We start from the raw sequence: 17,053 nt of genomic DNA, 5'->3' as shown, positions 1-17,053 counted from the left end.
ATTTTTATGGAGTGAAGGTTAAGAAGAATTTGCTAAGTAGATACATTATTATTTTTCTTCAACATCTCTAAAAGTCGAGGTGATTTGATATGCATATTTTATGCGGGTGTTTTTCCACACATCCAATGTTTTTTGAAATAAATGGTGTACCCTAAGAATATAAGCTTTGTTTATCTAGTGGAAACAATTTCTAACTCATCTATTGGAAATCTCATCAATTCAGTTAAACAAACGGAAGCCTACCAGATTCAATTGCCTGAGGGATATTTCTAAAAGGCATATCTCTTATTTTATTAGTTATAATAATGTGAATTTTATTATGATGTGGGATTAAGAATACAAAAAAACTCATTTAGATTAGTTACAGCGAGCCGTATCATAAAAAATAAGGTTTTTTAATTTGATTGTTTAATTTAAACTCCCACTTCTTTGGGAATGAAACAAAATCATAGTAAGCAGTAATTAAAAAAGAAGTATCAAAGTACAATTAAATGTCCATGATACTTCTTTTTTCAATTTTATATAAAGGGATCACTATAATATCAAATTATGGCATGGGGTATTTTAGTTCTTTTGGAAATATAGTAGGAAGCAAGCCAAGTGTTTGTTGCTTCCCTTTTATGCTGATTTCTTTTGTTTTTGATCTAAATGATAACTAAAAAAAGTTAGGAGACTTGCACTGACTGCAACTATCCCACCGACCCATGTTACATTCATTAAATTCCCTTGATGGTATACAATTCCGCCTAATGCAGAACCAAAAGCGATACCTACGTTACTTGCCACTGGCATAAGTGAAGCAGCTAGTCCTGTTGCTTTTGGCTGATAAATTTCGGCAAGATCTATTAAATAAAGTTGAGTAGATGTTGTTAAAAGGATAGCCATTAACGACATAAATCCAATGTTTACCAATCCTATAATGAAATGATTTGTAGTCCAAAATAAACTTGTCAGAACAACTGCCTGCACGAGAAAAACAAACCGAAGGCGACCGATTGCATTGTTGCTAGCAATTTTGCCGGCAAGGATGTTGCTGAAAATCGAGATAAATCCATACCCAAATAAGACTAAACTAATTGAATGATTCGGTACTTCCATTCCCTTCAAGATAGGAACAAGGTACGTATAGACGGCATAAGTTGCGCCAAATCCGAGAGCAGGAATGAAAAAAGCCATCAAAATTCTTGGATTGGTCAATAAAGAAAACTGATCCCGTATTGAACTGCGAACTTGGCTGAGTTTATTAGGTAAGACGAAAAAGGATGCCAAAAAAGCCAATCCACCTAGGAAAGTAGTTAACAAGAAAGTGGCATTCCAGCCGTACGATTCGGCGATGACAATACCAATTGGCACTCCAACGACATTTGCAAGAGTGAAACCACCGAAAACGAAAGATATAGCAAGTCCGCGTTTTTTAATCGGCATAGTTTCACTTGCAACAAGCATGGCTAGAGAGATTAATACTCCTGTTACAATCGCTGTCATAACTCGAAATGCAAGGAGCATGAAGTAGCTCGTCGAGATTACACATAAAGCATTCAGGACGATGAAAGACCCTATCAAAAACAACATCCATTTACGCTTTGGAAAATGACTTGTTGCAGACATTACTAGTGGTGTGGCGATAGCAAACGTAATTGCAAACGCAGAAACGAGTGTGCCTGCTTTTGCATTTGTTATATGAAGACTCGAGGAAATATCGGTTAAGATTCCGACAATAACAAATTCGCTTGTCCCGAGAACAAATGTTAATAAAGAAAGTGTTAAGATGAGCAACCAATGTCGCTTTGATAATTTTGTGTGGTGCATGGTGCGTAAGTACCTCTTCTCTTGGATGAATTGTAAATTTGTCACATAGTAGATAAGCAACCTAAACATCATACCATAAAATATTTTTGCGAGAAAAACACTTTCTTATTAAATAGATGTTAATGGATTATCAGAATCAACAATGCGGCAGGAGTTAGATTTCTCCTCTAAACAGAGCAAATGAAAAAATCCCAAAGAAAAACAATTTGTTTTTCTTTGGAACCTTTATTTTAAAGGTATATTAGACAACATCATTGGTCCTTTAGTTGAGTGGTTAACCTGGGGCTGATGTTTGTCTAAGCTATTAATGAAGGATCAGCAGATATATCATTTTTTTTGTAATTGTTCTTGGGCCAATCTTACCAATTCTTTAACCATATTGCCGCCAATTGGTCCACCTATTTTTCCTGCCTCTTCAGAAGTGAGTTTTCCGTTATACCCCTTATTCAGTGGGATATTTAACTCATCGGCAATTTCGTATTTTACATTATTAGGATTGTTGCTATCTACAACATAACCCATGTCTTTCATAACTCGAGATTTTAAATTGTCTAATTCTACGCGAGCATCAGGAACTAATATTTTCTTTTTCGCCACTTTACATCACTCCTTTGTAGAATAGTCTTTCCCGTTAGCGAAACATTACTCATATTGAGGTATTTAATATTGATTTAGAACTATAGGAAATGAAAAGTGATTTAGAAATATTTTGACTATTCATTATTCTATCAATATGATTAACTATTTATATAGTCATTATTTTCATTCTGAAAATAATGACTTTAATAGGAAGAAAAAATTATACATATATCTAAGAAGGAGAGTGCGTTATGTCAAGAACTACTTTTGCATTAATTGGTACTGGAGTTGTAGGGGAGCGAATCATTAATCAAATTTTAGCTCATCCTAATTGCGAAATCGTATCTGTATTCGATGAAAATAAAACAAGACTAGAAGAAGTTTCAAAAAAGTATCAACTTCCAGTTGCAGAAACATTAAACGAGCTTTTTCTATCAAATCCAAACTGGGTTTATATTGGGACGCCTCCAGTAAGTCATGCTCCTCTGGCAGAACAAATAGCTAAACATGGTTTGAATATTCTTTCCGAAAAGCCTCTCGCTCACGATGCACAAGATAGCATGAGAATGGTAAAAGCTGCAGCTGAAGCAAATGTCAAAACAGCAATGCATTTCCCGTTAATGTACAGTCCGGCTATACATAGTCTTAAAGAAGCGATAAATACGGCTTCACTTGGCGATATTGTTCGTATTGAATTGCATACATACTTTCCACATTGGCCAAGGAAATGGCAACAAAATCCGTGGATTGCTTCAAGAGAACAAGGAGGCTTCATAAGAGAGATATTTCCACATTATTTTCAACTTACGCATTATCTATTCGGTGATTTTAAGATTACTTCTCACGAGACGACATATCCAGAAAATAGGGATTTGTGTGAAACAGGTGTGTCTGCATTAGCTAAAACAGAAAGTGGTATACCAATTGTTTTGAATAGCCTGTCAGGGATTGGGCAAGAAGAACGTTTAGAATTTAAGGTTTTTGGAACAAAAAAAGTGATAACGCTCCGCAATTGGTCAGAACTATGGATTAGTGAAACAGATCAAAAAGAAGTGTTATTTAATGCAGATACTCAGCCTGAAAGCCTTATGGACGCGTGTCATAATTCGATCATCGGTAAGGATTCCCTTATTGTATCGTTTGTAGAAGGTTTGAAAGTGCAAGAGTGGATTGATCAGTTGTTAAAATAGGGAATTGATTGAAAAGTAATGAAAGTATTTAATAATTTCTATTGATATTTTGTTATTAAACTCTAAGCAAAGCATCACTTCATATGAAGTGATGCTTTTTCTGACTATTTAAAAGTTAAATGAATCGATGAATTGAATCGAAAAATGTGATAAGATAATGCTAAATGCATATTTAATGAAACACTTCACATTTCGGGTTTGTTTTGTACGTTTTATCCTGTTTTATAGAGGTAATATGTCAGAATATCCCCAATGTAGTAGTATAAAGGAGAACTATATAAATGAAGCGACGAGAAGCGCGTGAAAAAGCGATACAAGTACTTTTTCAACTAGAAAATACAGAATTAACAGTTACAGAAGCAATTGAACATATCGTAGGTGAAGAGAGTTCGCCATTCTTCGAACAAATAGTACAAGGTACTGTTTTACACATGGAAGAAATCGATAAGTCATTAGTTGAAAAACTAGAAAATTGGTCATTACCTCGCTTAGCGAAAATTGAACGTACAATTTTACGTTTAGCGGTTTATGAAATTTTATATACACCAGAAACACCGAAGAATGTCGTTTTAAACGAAGCAATTGAGTTAAGTAAAACATATGGTGATGAGAAATCTAGCCGCTTCGTAAATGGCGTATTATCAAAATACGCTAAATAATAAATTCTAAGTTAAATTTGGGAGTGTTATTAATAATGTCAGGTAAGCTAATTAATGGTAAAGAAATTGGAGATTTGATTCGACAATCTATTCAACTAGAAGTGAATGATTTAAAAGAACAAGGTATTACACCAGGACTAGCAGTTATATTAGTAGGAGATAATCCTGCTTCTAAAACATACGTTTCGAACAAACAGAAATCATGCGAACAAATGGGTATTTACTCAGAACTTATCGAGTTATCAGAAGATATTTCAGAAGAAACATTATTAAGCGAAATTGACAAACTAAATGCTGATACTGCAATTGATGGCATTTTAGTACAATTACCACTTCCAAAACACATTGATGAACAAAACGTTATCGCGGCTATTTCTCCTGAGAAGGATGTAGATGGTTTCCATCCAGAAAGCGTAGGGAAAATGATGCTGGGTCAACCAACATATTTACCATGTACGCCTTTTGGTGTGATGAAGTTATTAGAATATGCGAATATTGATGTTGCAGGTAAACACGCTGTCATCATTGGACGTAGCCATATTGTAGGTGTTCCAATGGGACAACTATTATTACAAAAAGACGCAACAGTGACTTATTGTCACTCTAAAACTCCTAATTTAGCTGCCATGACAACACAAGCTGATATTTTAGTAGTAGCAACAGGCCGTGCAAAAATGATCGGTGCTGAGCATGTAAAAGAAGGCGCTGTTGTAATTGATGTAGGTATTAACCGCGACGAAAACAATAAACTTTGCGGCGATGTTGATCTTGATTCAGTTATTGATAAAGTATCAGCAATTACACCTGTACCTAAAGGTGTCGGACCAATGACGATTACAATGTTACTATTTAATACATTGCAATCAGCGAAAAGAAGGTTTACTCAAGACAAATGAGTTCAAAACAGGTAAAATAGTAACGCAGAAGCTGTTTTTCTGATGAAAGACAGCTTTTTTTATGAAATTAAATTTCTGCTAAAACGTTCGGATAAGGAGTCTGAGGCTTTTGACAAGTACACCTTATTTATCTGTCCAAGCACTAACAAAATATATCAAAAAGAAATTTGATGCCGATCCTCATTTACGTGATGTATTTGTAAAAGGAGAACTATCAAATGTTAAAAAACATACAGGTTCTGGCCATATCTATTTCACATTGAAAGATGAAAAAACACAAATTGCAGCAGTAATGTTTGCGAAGAGTGCAAATCGATTGAAATTTGTCCCTGAAAATGGCATGAAGGTTTTTATACGTGGAGATGTTAATGTCTATGAAGGTAGTGGCCGTTATCAGTTATATGCAGTATCAATGGAGCCCGATGGAATAGGCAGTTTACATATCGCCTTTGAACAATTACAAGCAAAACTTTTAAAAGAAGGCTTGTTTGATGAAAGACATAAAAAAGCGATACCAACATTCCCTCGCAAAATTGGTGTTGTAACAGCACCAACTGGAGCAGCCATACGAGACATCTGTACAACGATTACACAACATTACGCTCTAGCAGATGTTGTGATTTTCCCAGCACTCGTGCAAGGAGAACAAGCAGCTCCTAGTATTGTAAAAGCAATACAGCAAGCGAACCTAATGGAAGAAATCGATGTTTTAATTGTAGGCCGTGGTGGAGGTTCAATTGAGGACCTTTGGGCGTTCAATGAAGAAATTGTTGCTAGAGCTATTTTTGAAAGTGACATACCTGTTATTAGTGGTGTCGGACATGAGACAGATACTACGATAGCAGATCATGTTTCGGATTGGCGGGCAGCTACTCCTACAGCCGCAGCGAAAAAAGCTGTACCCAATAGCGAAGATTTAATGAAGCACTTGTTGACGCGTAGATCGCAACTATTTCAACTAACACAATCGCGCATTCGGCATGAAAGAAGTCAATTAGAGCGGTTACAGAAATCCTATCCTATAGCTTATCCAGACCGTCTATTTCGTCCGTTTGTCGAGAAGTTAAGTCGTACAGATGAACAGTTACAAGCTCAAATGACTTATTATATCAAAGACAAACAGGCGGCATTGCAACAATTAGCAAATCGTGTACAAATGAATACACCTCTTCAAGAAGTGAGATATAAACAGCAACATGTAGCAAGATTAAGCACACAGCTTGATAAAAGTGTAGTGCAATCAATCAATAAGCAACAAGATGCGTTTAAATCCATCATTCGTACTCTAGAAGCATTAAATCCTTTAACAATCATGAACCGTGGATATAGCATCGTTTATCAAGACGGAAAAGTAGTAAAATCAGTACAACAATTAGAAGAGAAACAAAATTTGACTATTCATTTTCCAGATGGTCAGGCGAATGCTGAAATTACGTCCATAACAATGAAAGCGAGGGGAGAAGAATAATGGCTGAAAAGAAACAATCTTTTGCAAAATCAATCGAAGAACTAGAAGAAATCGTTCATCAACTAGAACAAGGTGAAGTACCTTTAGAAGATGCAATAGATTTATATAAAAAAGGGATGAAATTATCCCAGTTTTGTCACGATCAATTACAAAATGCAGAGCAGCAACTGATCTCGATTATGGATGACAATGGCAACGAAAAGCCTTTTAGTCCAACAGGGGAAGAGGGACAAAGTAAATGACTGAGCTTCTAAAAGAATTTATGGCAAACAATATTCCAACAGTCGAAAAACGAATGCAAGAACTAGTTGAGAATATTGAAGCGCCAGCAGTTTTAAAAGAATCTATGTTGTATTCATTAAACGCAGGCGGTAAAAGAGTACGACCACTTTTTGTGCTTGCAGTTATGGACCATTTCAATGTTCGCAATGATGATGGATTTACGGTAGCTGCTGTCATTGAAATGATTCATACTTATTCACTGATTCATGACGATCTACCAAGCATGGACAATGATGATTACCGCAGAGGCAAATTAACAAACCATAAAGTGTATGGTGATGCATTTGCCACGCTTGCAGGAGATGCACTTAATACACTAGCATTTGGTATCCTTGCTCGAATGCAACAAATTTCACCGGTATCACGTTTATTATTAGTGGATAAATTAAGTGAAGCAGCCGGAGCTGAAGGTATGGTTGGAGGTCAAATCCTAGATATCGAAGGCGAAACTAAACAATTAACATTGGCAGAATTAGAAAAAGTTCATGTCAACAAAACAGGAGCCCTTCTTCGTTTTAGTATTGAGTCAGGTGCCATAATTGCAAATGCCTCAGAAGCAGAACGTGCAATCTTAGTGGAATATGCGCATCATATCGGACTTGCTTTCCAAATTCAAGACGATATTTTAGACATTGAAGGTACAACAGAACAATTAGGGAAAACAGCTGGTAAAGACGTTGCTAGCGATAAAAGCACATACCCCGCACTCCTTACATTAGTAGGCGCTAAAGAAAAGTTGCAAGATCATTACAACCTTGCTATACAAGCGCTTGAAAAACTGCCTTCGGAAAGCAGTCTACTAAAAGACTTAGCTGATTATATTGTTCATCGAAACAAGTAATGGCCGTTTTAGTTTGTACAATTGATTAACACTGTTATAATAGGTGAAACATTGTGCGATGAATATTTAAATGAAAAGGTGTGTGATGGCGATGGATTTAAACAAAATATCTAGTCCATCCTTTTTGAAAGAATTGAATACGAAACAACTTCAAGATTTAAGTGAAGATGTTCGAAAGTTTTTAATCCAAAAGCTATCTGTAACAGGTGGTCATATTGGACCGAATCTTGGCGTAGTTGAATTAACTATTGCTTTGCATCGAGCTTTTAATAGTCCACAAGATAAGTTTATCTGGGATGTAGGACATCAAGCATATGTCCACAAGATTTTAACTGGCCGTGCCGATCAATTCGATACGCTACGTCAATATAAAGGGTTGTGTGGTTTCCCAAAACGCATTGAAAGTGAACATGATGTATGGGAAACAGGACATAGCTCAACATCTCTTTCAGCAGCAATGGGGATGGCAGCAGCACGAGATATTAAAGGCGATAAAAACTTTGTTGTACCTATTATTGGTGACGGTGCTTTAACAGGCGGTATGGCTTTAGAGGCTCTAAACCATATTGGTCATGAAAAAACAAACATGATCGTTATTTTAAATGATAATGAAATGTCAATTGCTCCAAATGTAGGTGCATTGCATAATGTTTTAGGACGCTTACGTACAGCGAATAATTACAACAAAGCAAAAGATGAGTTAGAACAGCTATTGAAAAAAATCCCTGCAGTTGGTGGTAAATTAGCATCGACAGCAGAACGAGTAAAAGATAGCTTAAAATATTTACTTGTGTCAGGTGTATTCTTCGAGGAACTAGGTTTCACTTACCTTGGCCCAATTGATGGTCATAATTTTGAGACGTTAGAAGAAACATTACAAAACGCGAAAAGAATGCAAGGACCTGTTTTAATCCATGTTATTACGAAAAAAGGGAAAGGTTATTTGCCGGCTGAAAATGATACAGTTGGAACTTGGCATGGTACCGGCCCTTATAAAATGGAAACAGGTGATCTTGTAAAACCAAAAACAACTGCTCCAGGATGGTCTAGCTTAATTGCAGAAACAGTTCGTAAATTGGCTCGCGTCGATGAACGAATCGTAGCAATTACACCTGCAATGCCAGTTGGATCAAAATTAGAAGGCTTTGCTAGTGAATTCCCTAATCGTATGTTTGATGTTGGTATCGCTGAGCAACATGCAGCTACTATGGCAGCAGGTATGGCAGCAGATGGCACGAAACCATTTTTAGCGATTTACTCGACATTCCTTCAACGTGCTTATGACCAAGTATTACATGATATTTGTCGTCAAAACTTGAATGTGTTTATCGGAATTGACCGTGCTGGTTTAGTAGGTGCTGATGGCGAAACCCACCAAGGTGTCTTTGATATTGCCTTTTTACGTCATATGCCGAACATGGTAATTATGATGCCAAAAGACGAAAATGAAGGCCAACACATGGTGAAAACAGCTATTGACTATAATGAGGGCCCAATCGCTCTTCGTTACCCTCGAGGTAATGGCTTAGGAGTACCAATGGACACTGAGCTTAAAGCTCTACCAATCGGTAGTTGGGAAGTACTTCGTGAAGGTAAAGATGCAACAATATTAACATTCGGTACGACTATTCCAATGGCACAAGAAGCCGCTGAAGTATTGGCAGATCAAGGCATACAAGTTGAAATTGTCAATGCACGCTTTATCAAACCAATGGATGACGTAATGTTACATGGTTTAATGCGAAGTAAAAAGCCAATCCTTACGATTGAAGAAGGCGTATTGCAAGGTGGCTTCGGTAGTGCAGTGTTAGAATTTGCAAATGACAATCATTATTCAACAACTCAAATTGATCGTATTGGTATTCCTGATATGTTCATTGAACATGGTAGTGTTGATAAGTTACTTGAAGAAATTAACTTAACTGCTGAAGAAACTGTATTACGTATTCAACAGTTAGTGAATGAAGACAATAAAGAGCAAGCGGGTTTAAAAGCATAATGACAACAAAAATACAAAAAGAGCGTGTTGATATTCTTCTTGTTGAAAGAGGACTTTGTGAAACACGTGAAAAAGCAAAACGTACGATCATGGCAGGGCAAGTGTATTCAAATGAAGTAAGACTAGATAAACCGGGTGAGAAAATACCAGTTGACTCTGAACTTACTATTAAAGGGTCGCAGCTACGCTATGTAAGTCGTGGAGGCTTAAAACTAGAAAAAGCATTAGATATTTTTGATGTTGCTGTACAAGATAAATTAATGTTAGATATCGGTTCATCTACTGGTGGATTTACTGACTGTGCCCTACAAAATGGTGCGAAGCATTGCTACGCACTTGATGTAGGCTACAATCAGCTTGCTTGGAAAATCCGCCAAGACGAACGTGTAACAGTTATGGAACGTACAAACTTCCGTTATGTCACAGCACCTGACTTGGGAGAAGGTTTACCTGAAATCGCAACAATCGATGTATCCTTCATCTCTCTAAAACTGATTTTACCTGTGTTAAAAACGTTGTTAGTACCTGGTGGAGATGTTATTGCACTAGTGAAACCCCAGTTTGAAGCAGGGAAAGACAAAGTTGGAAAAAAAGGTGTCGTTCGTGAACCGAAAATACATTTAGAAGTATTAGAATCTATTGCAACATTCGCTGAATCAGTTGGATTTGTGGTAAAAGATGCTTCCTATTCTCCGATTACAGGCGGAGAAGGGAATATTGAGTTTCTATTCCATCTGTACAACCCACACCAAGGAGAAGAGCTGCAATCATTTACAGACTTCAATACCTTGGTGAGTGAGGCACATCAACAACTTAAATGACGCGGCCCATTCTTTTGGGTCGTGTTTTTTTCTTGTGATTTTATATAATCGATGTTACGGTTATAAAAAGAAGAGCATAATTATTCATAGAGGTGAAAAAAATTGAATAAAAGCCAACGCCATATTCGAATCCGCGACATGATCGCTAATAATGATATTGAAACACAGGATGATTTGGTCGATTTACTAAAAGAAGCAGGATACCATGTAACGCAAGCGACAATCTCTAGAGATATTAAAGAATTACATTTAATCAAAGTACCTCTTCAAGATGGTCGTTATAAATACAGTTTGCCAGCAGATCAACGCTTCAATCCAATTCAAAAGCTACATCGTGCGTTAGCAGATGCGTTTGTAAGCATTGATGGTGCTAGTCACTTCTTAGTGATGAAGACTTTACCAGGAAATGCACATGCAATTGGATCATTACTGGACCATTTAGATTGGACAGAAATATTAGGTACTATTTGTGGGGACGACACGATTATGATTTTATGTCGTGAAGAATCCCAACGCGAATCAGTAAGAAATCGCTTACTTGAAATGTTGTAATCCGAGGTGAGTTGTCTTGTTACGAGAACTATCGATTAAAAATTTTGCAATTATTGAAGACTTAACAGTAGGTTTTGTTGAAGGTTTAACGGTTTTAACAGGTGAAACAGGTGCCGGAAAATCAATTATTATTGATGCGGTACAGCTATTAGCTGGTGGTCGAGGTTCTCAGGAATTCATCCGTCACGGTGCTAAAAAAGCCGAGCTTGAAGGACTCTTTGCCATTTCTTCTGAAAATCACGCTGCTTACCATAAATGTGCAGAAGCTGGTATTGAAATTGAAGAGGGAATGGTTATTTTACGCCGTGATTTAAATGACAATGGAAAAAGTGTTTGTCGTGTTAATGGGAAGCTAGTTCCACTTTCTCTTTTGCGTGAAATAGGCGCAACATTAATCGATGTTCACGGCCAGCATGAGAGCCAAGAGTTAATGGATGATAAGAGACATATCTCCTTGTTGGATCAGTTTGCAGGTGCAGACATTGATCCATTGAAAGAACGTTATAGTACGGAATACTCAGCTTATCGTGAATTGAAAAAGGAACTTGCTGCAATTTCACTTGGTGAACAACAAGTAGCCCAAAAAATTGATCTTTTTTCATTTCAAATTAAAGAAATTGACGCTTGCCAATTTAGAGCAGGAGAAGAAGAAGAACTAGCTGAAGAACGTCGTAGGTTGATGAACTTCAACAAGATCTATGAACGATCCAATACGGCACACGAAGCCATTCTGGGTGAATCTAGAGGACTTGACTGGATTGGGCAAGCTATGACCGATTTAGAAGAAGTTGCTACATTGGATCAAGATTTTAGAGAGCATTCAGATAATGTATCAGCTGCCTTTTATTCTTTACAAGAAGCGGCATTTCAAATCAAAAACATATTAGATGACCTTGAATTCAACCCAGAGCGTTTGAACGAAGTAGAGCAACGTTTAGCTTTAATCCAATCGATGAAGCGTAAATACGGTGCTACACTTGAGGACATACTAACTTATCGTGAAAAAATTGGAGAAGAACTGGAATCTCTAATCAATCGCGATGAAAATATGCAAAAAAACGAACAACAATTAAATGACTTGAAAGTAAAATTACTGCTAACAGCAGAGAAATTAACTGAAGTTAGAAAAAAAGCCGGTCGTAAACTAAGTGATGCCATTATGCAACAACTAAGAGCGTTATATATGGAAAAAGCAGACTTTAGTGTACATTTTGAACCTCTTGCTGCAGATCAATTCGATCATAATGGGTTAGATCGAATTGTATTCTATATTGCAACCAATGTTGGTGAACCACCGAAGCCTTTAACGAAAATTGCATCTGGTGGGGAATTATCCCGTATGATGCTAGCCTTAAAAACCATTTTCTCTTCAACAAATGGTATTACCTCAATTATTTTTGATGAAGTTGATACAGGCGTTAGCGGACGTGTTGCTCAGGCAATAGCTGAAAAGATTTCAGCTATTTCAATGCATTCACAAGTACTATGTATTTCACACTTACCACAAGTTGCAGCGATGGCTGATCATCATTATTATATTAAGAAACAAGAAGAGGCGCATCGAACAGTGACATCACTAACTGAAATATTTGATAATGCTCGAATCGATGAAATTAGCCGAATGATGTCTGGCGCAGAAGTGACGGATTTAACATTCCAACATGCAAAAGAATTGGTAGAAATAGCTAATGGCCGTAAAAAAGCAATGACCATTTAATTAGGAAACTGTCTGTCCCAACCAATTGGGCGGGCAGTTTTTTACGTATGTATTGTTTTTAAAAAAACTTCAATGTAAAACCTTCCACCTTCTCCAATCATCAAATTCAACTCAAATATTTACCGTACATAACATGCTAAAACAAAGCCATAGTAAAAGGACGATGAGGAGGTGAAAAATGAAAAATCAAATGCGTTATGTCATGCAGTTTGTCGCATTATTATTTGCCATTTTGCTACTACCATTTGGTGCTTCTGCCAAAAGCTTAATTCCGATGGGACATTCAATAGGTGTAGAACTTCAGCTTCAAAATGTCTATTTAACAAATGATGTGCTCCTTAAGAACGGCACTTGGTTGAAAGCAGGAGATACTATTCAAGCCATCAATTCTCAACAAATTAATACGCTTGAAGAAGTTAAATCCTTATTTGTCAGTTCTTCAGGTAAATTAATGGATGTGAAGCTAAAGCGTCAGCAAAAAACACAACATATTAAGATCATGAAGGAAGAACTTGAACCGATGTTATCTTTCTTTAGAGATCAGACTGACGGAATTGGTACATTAACCTTTATTGACCCAGATACAAAGGAATATGGAGCGTTAGGTCATCAAATTATCGACTCGGTTGTTTCAGCACCGCCTAAATTTTCGTCCGGATCAATTTTCTATGCATCCATCGAACAAATAAAAAAGAGTGTCCCTGGAGAGCCAGGTTATAAAATTTCATCAATTGAACATAATGCTGGACAGTTAGGAAGTATTGCCGAAAATAATGTGTACGGTATATTTGGAAAATGGTCGAATACTTTAGAACAAGGTTTACCTAAACCTATGGAAATCATGCAACCTTCTGAAATAAAAGTCGGTAAGGCACAGTTGCTAACGACTATTGAAGGGAAAAAAGTAGAGGCATTTGATGTTAAAATTACCAAAGTAGATGACAAAACATTGCAATTTGAAGTGACAGATGCGCAGTTGAAACAGAAAACTGGAGGCATTTTACAAGGTATGAGCGGAAGTCCTATTATACAAAATGGACGATTTGTAGGAGCTGTCACACATATGTATATCGAAAGTCCCGAAAAGGGAGCAGCTATTCCTCTAACAGAAATGTTGAAAAAGCAACCATCTTAAAGGAAGGTGCTTTAATATATCCATTAAACTTACGCTGCACCTAGGAAGCTGGTGCAGCTTTTTTTTAGAAATGTTCAAATTGGAAAGAATATGTGATAAAAAGCATTCTTTTTCTCTGCTACTTTTGTTACAATAAAAGTGACAAATAATCGACAAATTGTTTGGAATGAATGAATACTGTCGAAATACATAGTATCTCTATGTCTACATACTTATTTTTTTAAGAATAAAAGGTATTCTTGCAAAAAAGTCGAATTATCCACTTTGTATCAAAAACGAGTTTACTTTAATTCATCTTGTCGGTTTTGATCGTGTTTAACGGAAGCGCAAGCACAAAGGAGGAAATAATAATGCGAAAAGTAAAAGTTGCAATTGCAGATGATAATCGGGAGCTTGTTCGTACATTAGAGATGTATCTACAAAATAGCCCAGAAATTGAAGTCATCGGAACGGCCCCTAACGGCAAACTTTGTTTGAAAATGTTAGAGGAACAAGTACCAGATGTTCTATTATTAGATATTATCATGCCTCACCTGGATGGTTTAGCGGTTCTGGAAGTTATGCATGAAAACGAAATTTATAATGATGTTCAAGTGATTATGCTAACGGCATTTGGCCAAGAAGATGTAATGAAACAAGCAGTGGACTTAGGTGCATCGTATTTCATGTTAAAACCATTTGAATTTGATCGCCTTGTTTCAAAAGTTTTACAATGCGCGGGTCATAAAACAGAAAAAACAAAACGTGTAAGCGTTCTGCAAGGGTCACAGCCACAACAAATGGATCAACGTCAACTTGATGCAACGATTACAGGTATTATAAAAGAAATCGGTGTGCCAGCTCATATTAAAGGCTACGCATACTTAAGAGAAGCTATTCAAATGGTATATATGGATGTCGAGTTACTTGGCTCGATTACGAAGATTTTATATCCAGATATAGCGAAAAAATTCGATACAACGTCATCACGTGTTGAACGTGCGATTCGTCATGCAATTGAAGTTGCTTGGAACCGAGGAAACTATGAATCTATTTCGAAAATGTTCGGTTATACTGTCCATCACTTAAAGAGCAAACCAACAAATAGCGAATTCATCGCCATGATTGCCGATAAAATTCGTATTGAAACGGTTGCTAGCTGAAAGGGTTAGGACATTGATAAATCAAGGTTTTAAGGTAGTTGTCAATTGTCAGACTGCAAAATTATTCACCGATAAACTACCTAAATGAACCTATAATTAACTGAATATAAGCGTGTAAATACTAGCGCACTTTCATTTATTGAGTTTACAAAAAAATTCGATTAAGTTGGAGGTGTGTTTTTTTGCGTGAAAAAGAGAGGCAGATTACAGAATTCGACTTACAGTTGGATAGCTTCATGTTGCATTGTGATGCTAAACACTTATCGGCAAAGACATTAAAGAGTTATGAACAAACATTAATATTATTTGGAAATTATCTAAAACAGGAGTTGAAAATTGAAGATGCTGCAAAAGTTAAATCATCGCATATAAGACATTACATCAAGTATTTGAGAAGTAGGGGAAAATACACTGTAACGGCTTCAGATAGGTCTTTAGGTATTAACTATCCAAATAGACGAGAAGATTATCAAAAACCGATGAGCGATGTCACAATAGCCAATTACACGAGGAATATAAAAGTATTTTTTAACTTTTTGAAAATGGAACAAGAAATTATTGAAAACCCTATGAATACTGTAGAAAAAATTAAACCGAAGCGAAAGCAAAAACAACTATTATCACCAGTAGAAATTAAATTGATGTTAGGTGCTTATAATCTCACAAAGTTCCATGAATATAGAACGTGGATACAACTACGTTTGATTTTAGACACAGGTTTAAGAGCGACTGAATGCTGTTCTTTATTTCCAGAAGACATTGATTTCCGTACTAAATCAATTTTAGTTAAGAATACAAAAAATGGTCATGAACGCTACGTATTTTTTGGTCATAAAATGTCAGTTGATTTAAAGAGATGGATACGACACAGAGACCGCTATAGTGATAATCCGTATTTATTCCCGACAACAAGAGGAACAAAATTAGATGTAACTAATTTTGAAGCTACTGTAAGAAGAAAAGGGAAACGTATAGATTTACATGTGCATCCTCATCTATTGAGAAACAACTTTGCTAAGTATTATTTAATAGAAGGAAATGGGGATTTTGCAACACTTAGCCGAATTTTAGGTCATTCCAGCGTTGAAACGACGATGAAAGCTTATCTGGATTTTACAGACCAAGAAATAGGAAGGAAGTATCAGAAACATTCACCTTTAAACAATTTAGATATATAACAAAAGAGAGGATTGCCTATCATATGGCTTTCCTTTTTTTGTTCCTTCACTCCTCTCTATCCTCTTCACACTTAAAAATGATTCCTCAATCCAAAAGTTATCCAATTACTTAAAGTATCCATAAAATAAAAATATCTAAAATACAGTTTTATAGTATAAAGCAATAAAAAAAATCTAAAGTTGGCAAGATGCGGTGGAAGGAATGAATTTAGAAGATTACCATAAGGTTAAGATTAGAGAGGGGATATAAAAATGAAAAGAGAAGAAATGCAAGATTTACGTACAGCTGAGATTCTAACAGCAATAGACAATTTGTTAGTTACTTACAACATAACGGAGGTATGCGAGATGCTTGGTATATCTAGACCATCAATATACGTATGGCGTGCGGGGAGCAGTAATATAACGGATAAAAAGTATCGACTTATAAAAGGGAGACTAGCCGACATGGATGTAAGTTATAAAGTGGACAGGATGTCAGTGGTAATGGCTCGGATTGATGTGATGCAACGTGAGTTAGCTAAGTTACAAGAGGTACTTATGAAGGTATAACGGAAGAGAGATAAAGCTGCTTCATTTTGGAGTGTTAACACAAATAAAAATATACAGGTTTAACATAGAAGCAGAGAGATATTTTAAAGATATCCGAAAAGGGCTGGACAGCAGCAAATATATAATAGCAGCAGATAGGATTGTGGATGCAGAGGATGACGGTAATTTAGCGTGTCTGACAGATTTGCGCGACATTTAATTTTAGAGAGGTCTTATATAGACTTCTCTTTTTT

16 protein-coding genes are annotated in these 17,053 nt (G+C 36.4%); 14 read left to right on the top strand and 2 right to left on the bottom strand.

The features are described 5' to 3' along the window. Nucleotides 1-618: 618 nt before the first annotated feature. Entirely contained in the window at nucleotides 619-1,809 is a 1,191-nt protein-coding gene (locus AMD00_RS06560) for an MFS transporter (protein ID WP_053416243.1), read from the bottom strand. A gap of 327 nt (nucleotides 1,810-2,136) precedes the next feature. Beyond that, nucleotides 2,137-2,406: an alpha/beta-type small acid-soluble spore protein gene (locus tag AMD00_RS06555; RefSeq protein WP_053416242.1), complete on the bottom strand. Its 270-nt coding sequence runs from the start codon at nucleotides 2,404-2,406 to the stop codon at nucleotides 2,137-2,139. A gap of 233 nt (nucleotides 2,407-2,639) precedes the next feature. Between AMD00_RS06555 and AMD00_RS06550 the strand changes: the two genes are divergently transcribed. The 14 genes from AMD00_RS06550 (at nucleotide 2,640) to AMD00_RS06485 (ending at nucleotide 16,820) form a co-directional block, all read left to right on the top strand. After that, on the top strand, nucleotides 2,640-3,578 hold the full coding sequence (locus AMD00_RS06550; RefSeq protein ID WP_053416241.1) for a Gfo/Idh/MocA family protein: 939 nt from the start codon (nucleotides 2,640-2,642) through the stop codon (nucleotides 3,576-3,578). Nucleotides 3,579-3,859: 281 nt separating this feature from the next. Further along, a complete protein-coding gene (gene nusB / locus AMD00_RS06545) occupies nucleotides 3,860-4,237 on the top strand; it encodes a transcription antitermination factor NusB (RefSeq protein ID WP_038184952.1) in 378 nt (125 codons plus the stop codon). Between the two features lie 35 nt (nucleotides 4,238-4,272). Then, nucleotides 4,273-5,133 (top strand): bifunctional methylenetetrahydrofolate dehydrogenase/methenyltetrahydrofolate cyclohydrolase FolD, encoded by an 861-nt coding sequence (gene folD / locus AMD00_RS06540; RefSeq protein WP_053416240.1) that lies wholly within the window; start codon nucleotides 4,273-4,275, stop codon nucleotides 5,131-5,133. 109 nt (nucleotides 5,134-5,242) lie between these two features. Continuing rightward, entirely contained in the window at nucleotides 5,243-6,601 is a 1,359-nt protein-coding gene (xseA, locus tag AMD00_RS06535) for an exodeoxyribonuclease VII large subunit (RefSeq protein WP_053416239.1), read from the top strand. Beyond that, nucleotides 6,601-6,843 (top strand): exodeoxyribonuclease VII small subunit, encoded by a 243-nt coding sequence (locus AMD00_RS06530; protein WP_053416238.1) that lies wholly within the window; start codon nucleotides 6,601-6,603, stop codon nucleotides 6,841-6,843. The genes xseA and AMD00_RS06530 overlap by 1 nt, the downstream gene beginning before the upstream one ends. After that, entirely contained in the window at nucleotides 6,840-7,724 is an 885-nt protein-coding gene (locus AMD00_RS06525; RefSeq protein WP_053416237.1) for a polyprenyl synthetase family protein, read from the top strand. The genes AMD00_RS06530 and AMD00_RS06525 overlap by 4 nt, the downstream gene beginning before the upstream one ends. A gap of 91 nt (nucleotides 7,725-7,815) precedes the next feature. After that, the gene (gene dxs / locus AMD00_RS06520) at nucleotides 7,816-9,723 is read left to right on the top strand and encodes a 1-deoxy-D-xylulose-5-phosphate synthase (RefSeq protein WP_053416236.1); all 1,908 of its coding nucleotides are present in this window, start codon (nucleotides 7,816-7,818) and stop codon (nucleotides 9,721-9,723) included. Then, a complete protein-coding gene (locus tag AMD00_RS06515) occupies nucleotides 9,723-10,544 on the top strand; it encodes a TlyA family RNA methyltransferase (protein ID WP_053416235.1) in 822 nt (273 codons plus the stop codon). The genes dxs and AMD00_RS06515 overlap by 1 nt, the downstream gene beginning before the upstream one ends. Before the next feature lie 102 nt (nucleotides 10,545-10,646). Next, nucleotides 10,647-11,096 (top strand): transcriptional regulator AhrC/ArgR, encoded by a 450-nt coding sequence (ahrC, locus tag AMD00_RS06510; protein WP_053416234.1) that lies wholly within the window; start codon nucleotides 10,647-10,649, stop codon nucleotides 11,094-11,096. A 16-nt stretch (nucleotides 11,097-11,112) separates the two neighbouring features. Further along, the gene (recN, locus tag AMD00_RS06505) at nucleotides 11,113-12,813 is read left to right on the top strand and encodes a DNA repair protein RecN (RefSeq protein ID WP_053416233.1); all 1,701 of its coding nucleotides are present in this window, start codon (nucleotides 11,113-11,115) and stop codon (nucleotides 12,811-12,813) included. A 178-nt stretch (nucleotides 12,814-12,991) separates the two neighbouring features. Beyond that, complete coding sequence (locus tag AMD00_RS06500; protein WP_053416232.1) at nucleotides 12,992-13,948, top strand: SpoIVB peptidase S55 domain-containing protein; 957 nt, start codon at nucleotides 12,992-12,994, stop codon at nucleotides 13,946-13,948. 350 nt (nucleotides 13,949-14,298) lie between these two features. After that, nucleotides 14,299-15,090 carry a sporulation transcription factor Spo0A gene (spo0A, locus tag AMD00_RS06495; protein WP_038184908.1) on the top strand — a complete coding sequence of 264 codons (792 nt, stop codon included), beginning with the start codon at nucleotides 14,299-14,301 and terminating at the stop codon, nucleotides 15,088-15,090. Between the two features lie 203 nt (nucleotides 15,091-15,293). Further along, on the top strand, nucleotides 15,294-16,268 hold the full coding sequence (locus AMD00_RS06490) for a tyrosine-type recombinase/integrase (RefSeq protein ID WP_157059220.1): 975 nt from the start codon (nucleotides 15,294-15,296) through the stop codon (nucleotides 16,266-16,268). A gap of 348 nt (nucleotides 16,269-16,616) precedes the next feature. Beyond that, a complete protein-coding gene (locus AMD00_RS06485) occupies nucleotides 16,617-16,820 on the top strand; it encodes a hypothetical protein (protein WP_157059190.1) in 204 nt (67 codons plus the stop codon). The last annotated feature ends 233 nt before the right edge of the window (nucleotides 16,821-17,053 follow it).

The sequence above is a fragment of the Viridibacillus arvi genome, assembly GCF_001274945.1.
Lineage (GTDB): Bacteria > Bacillota > Bacilli > Bacillales_A > Planococcaceae > Viridibacillus > Viridibacillus arvi.
The sequence above is the reverse complement of the archived record's forward strand: the minus strand, read 5'-3'. Positions and strand labels throughout refer to the sequence as shown.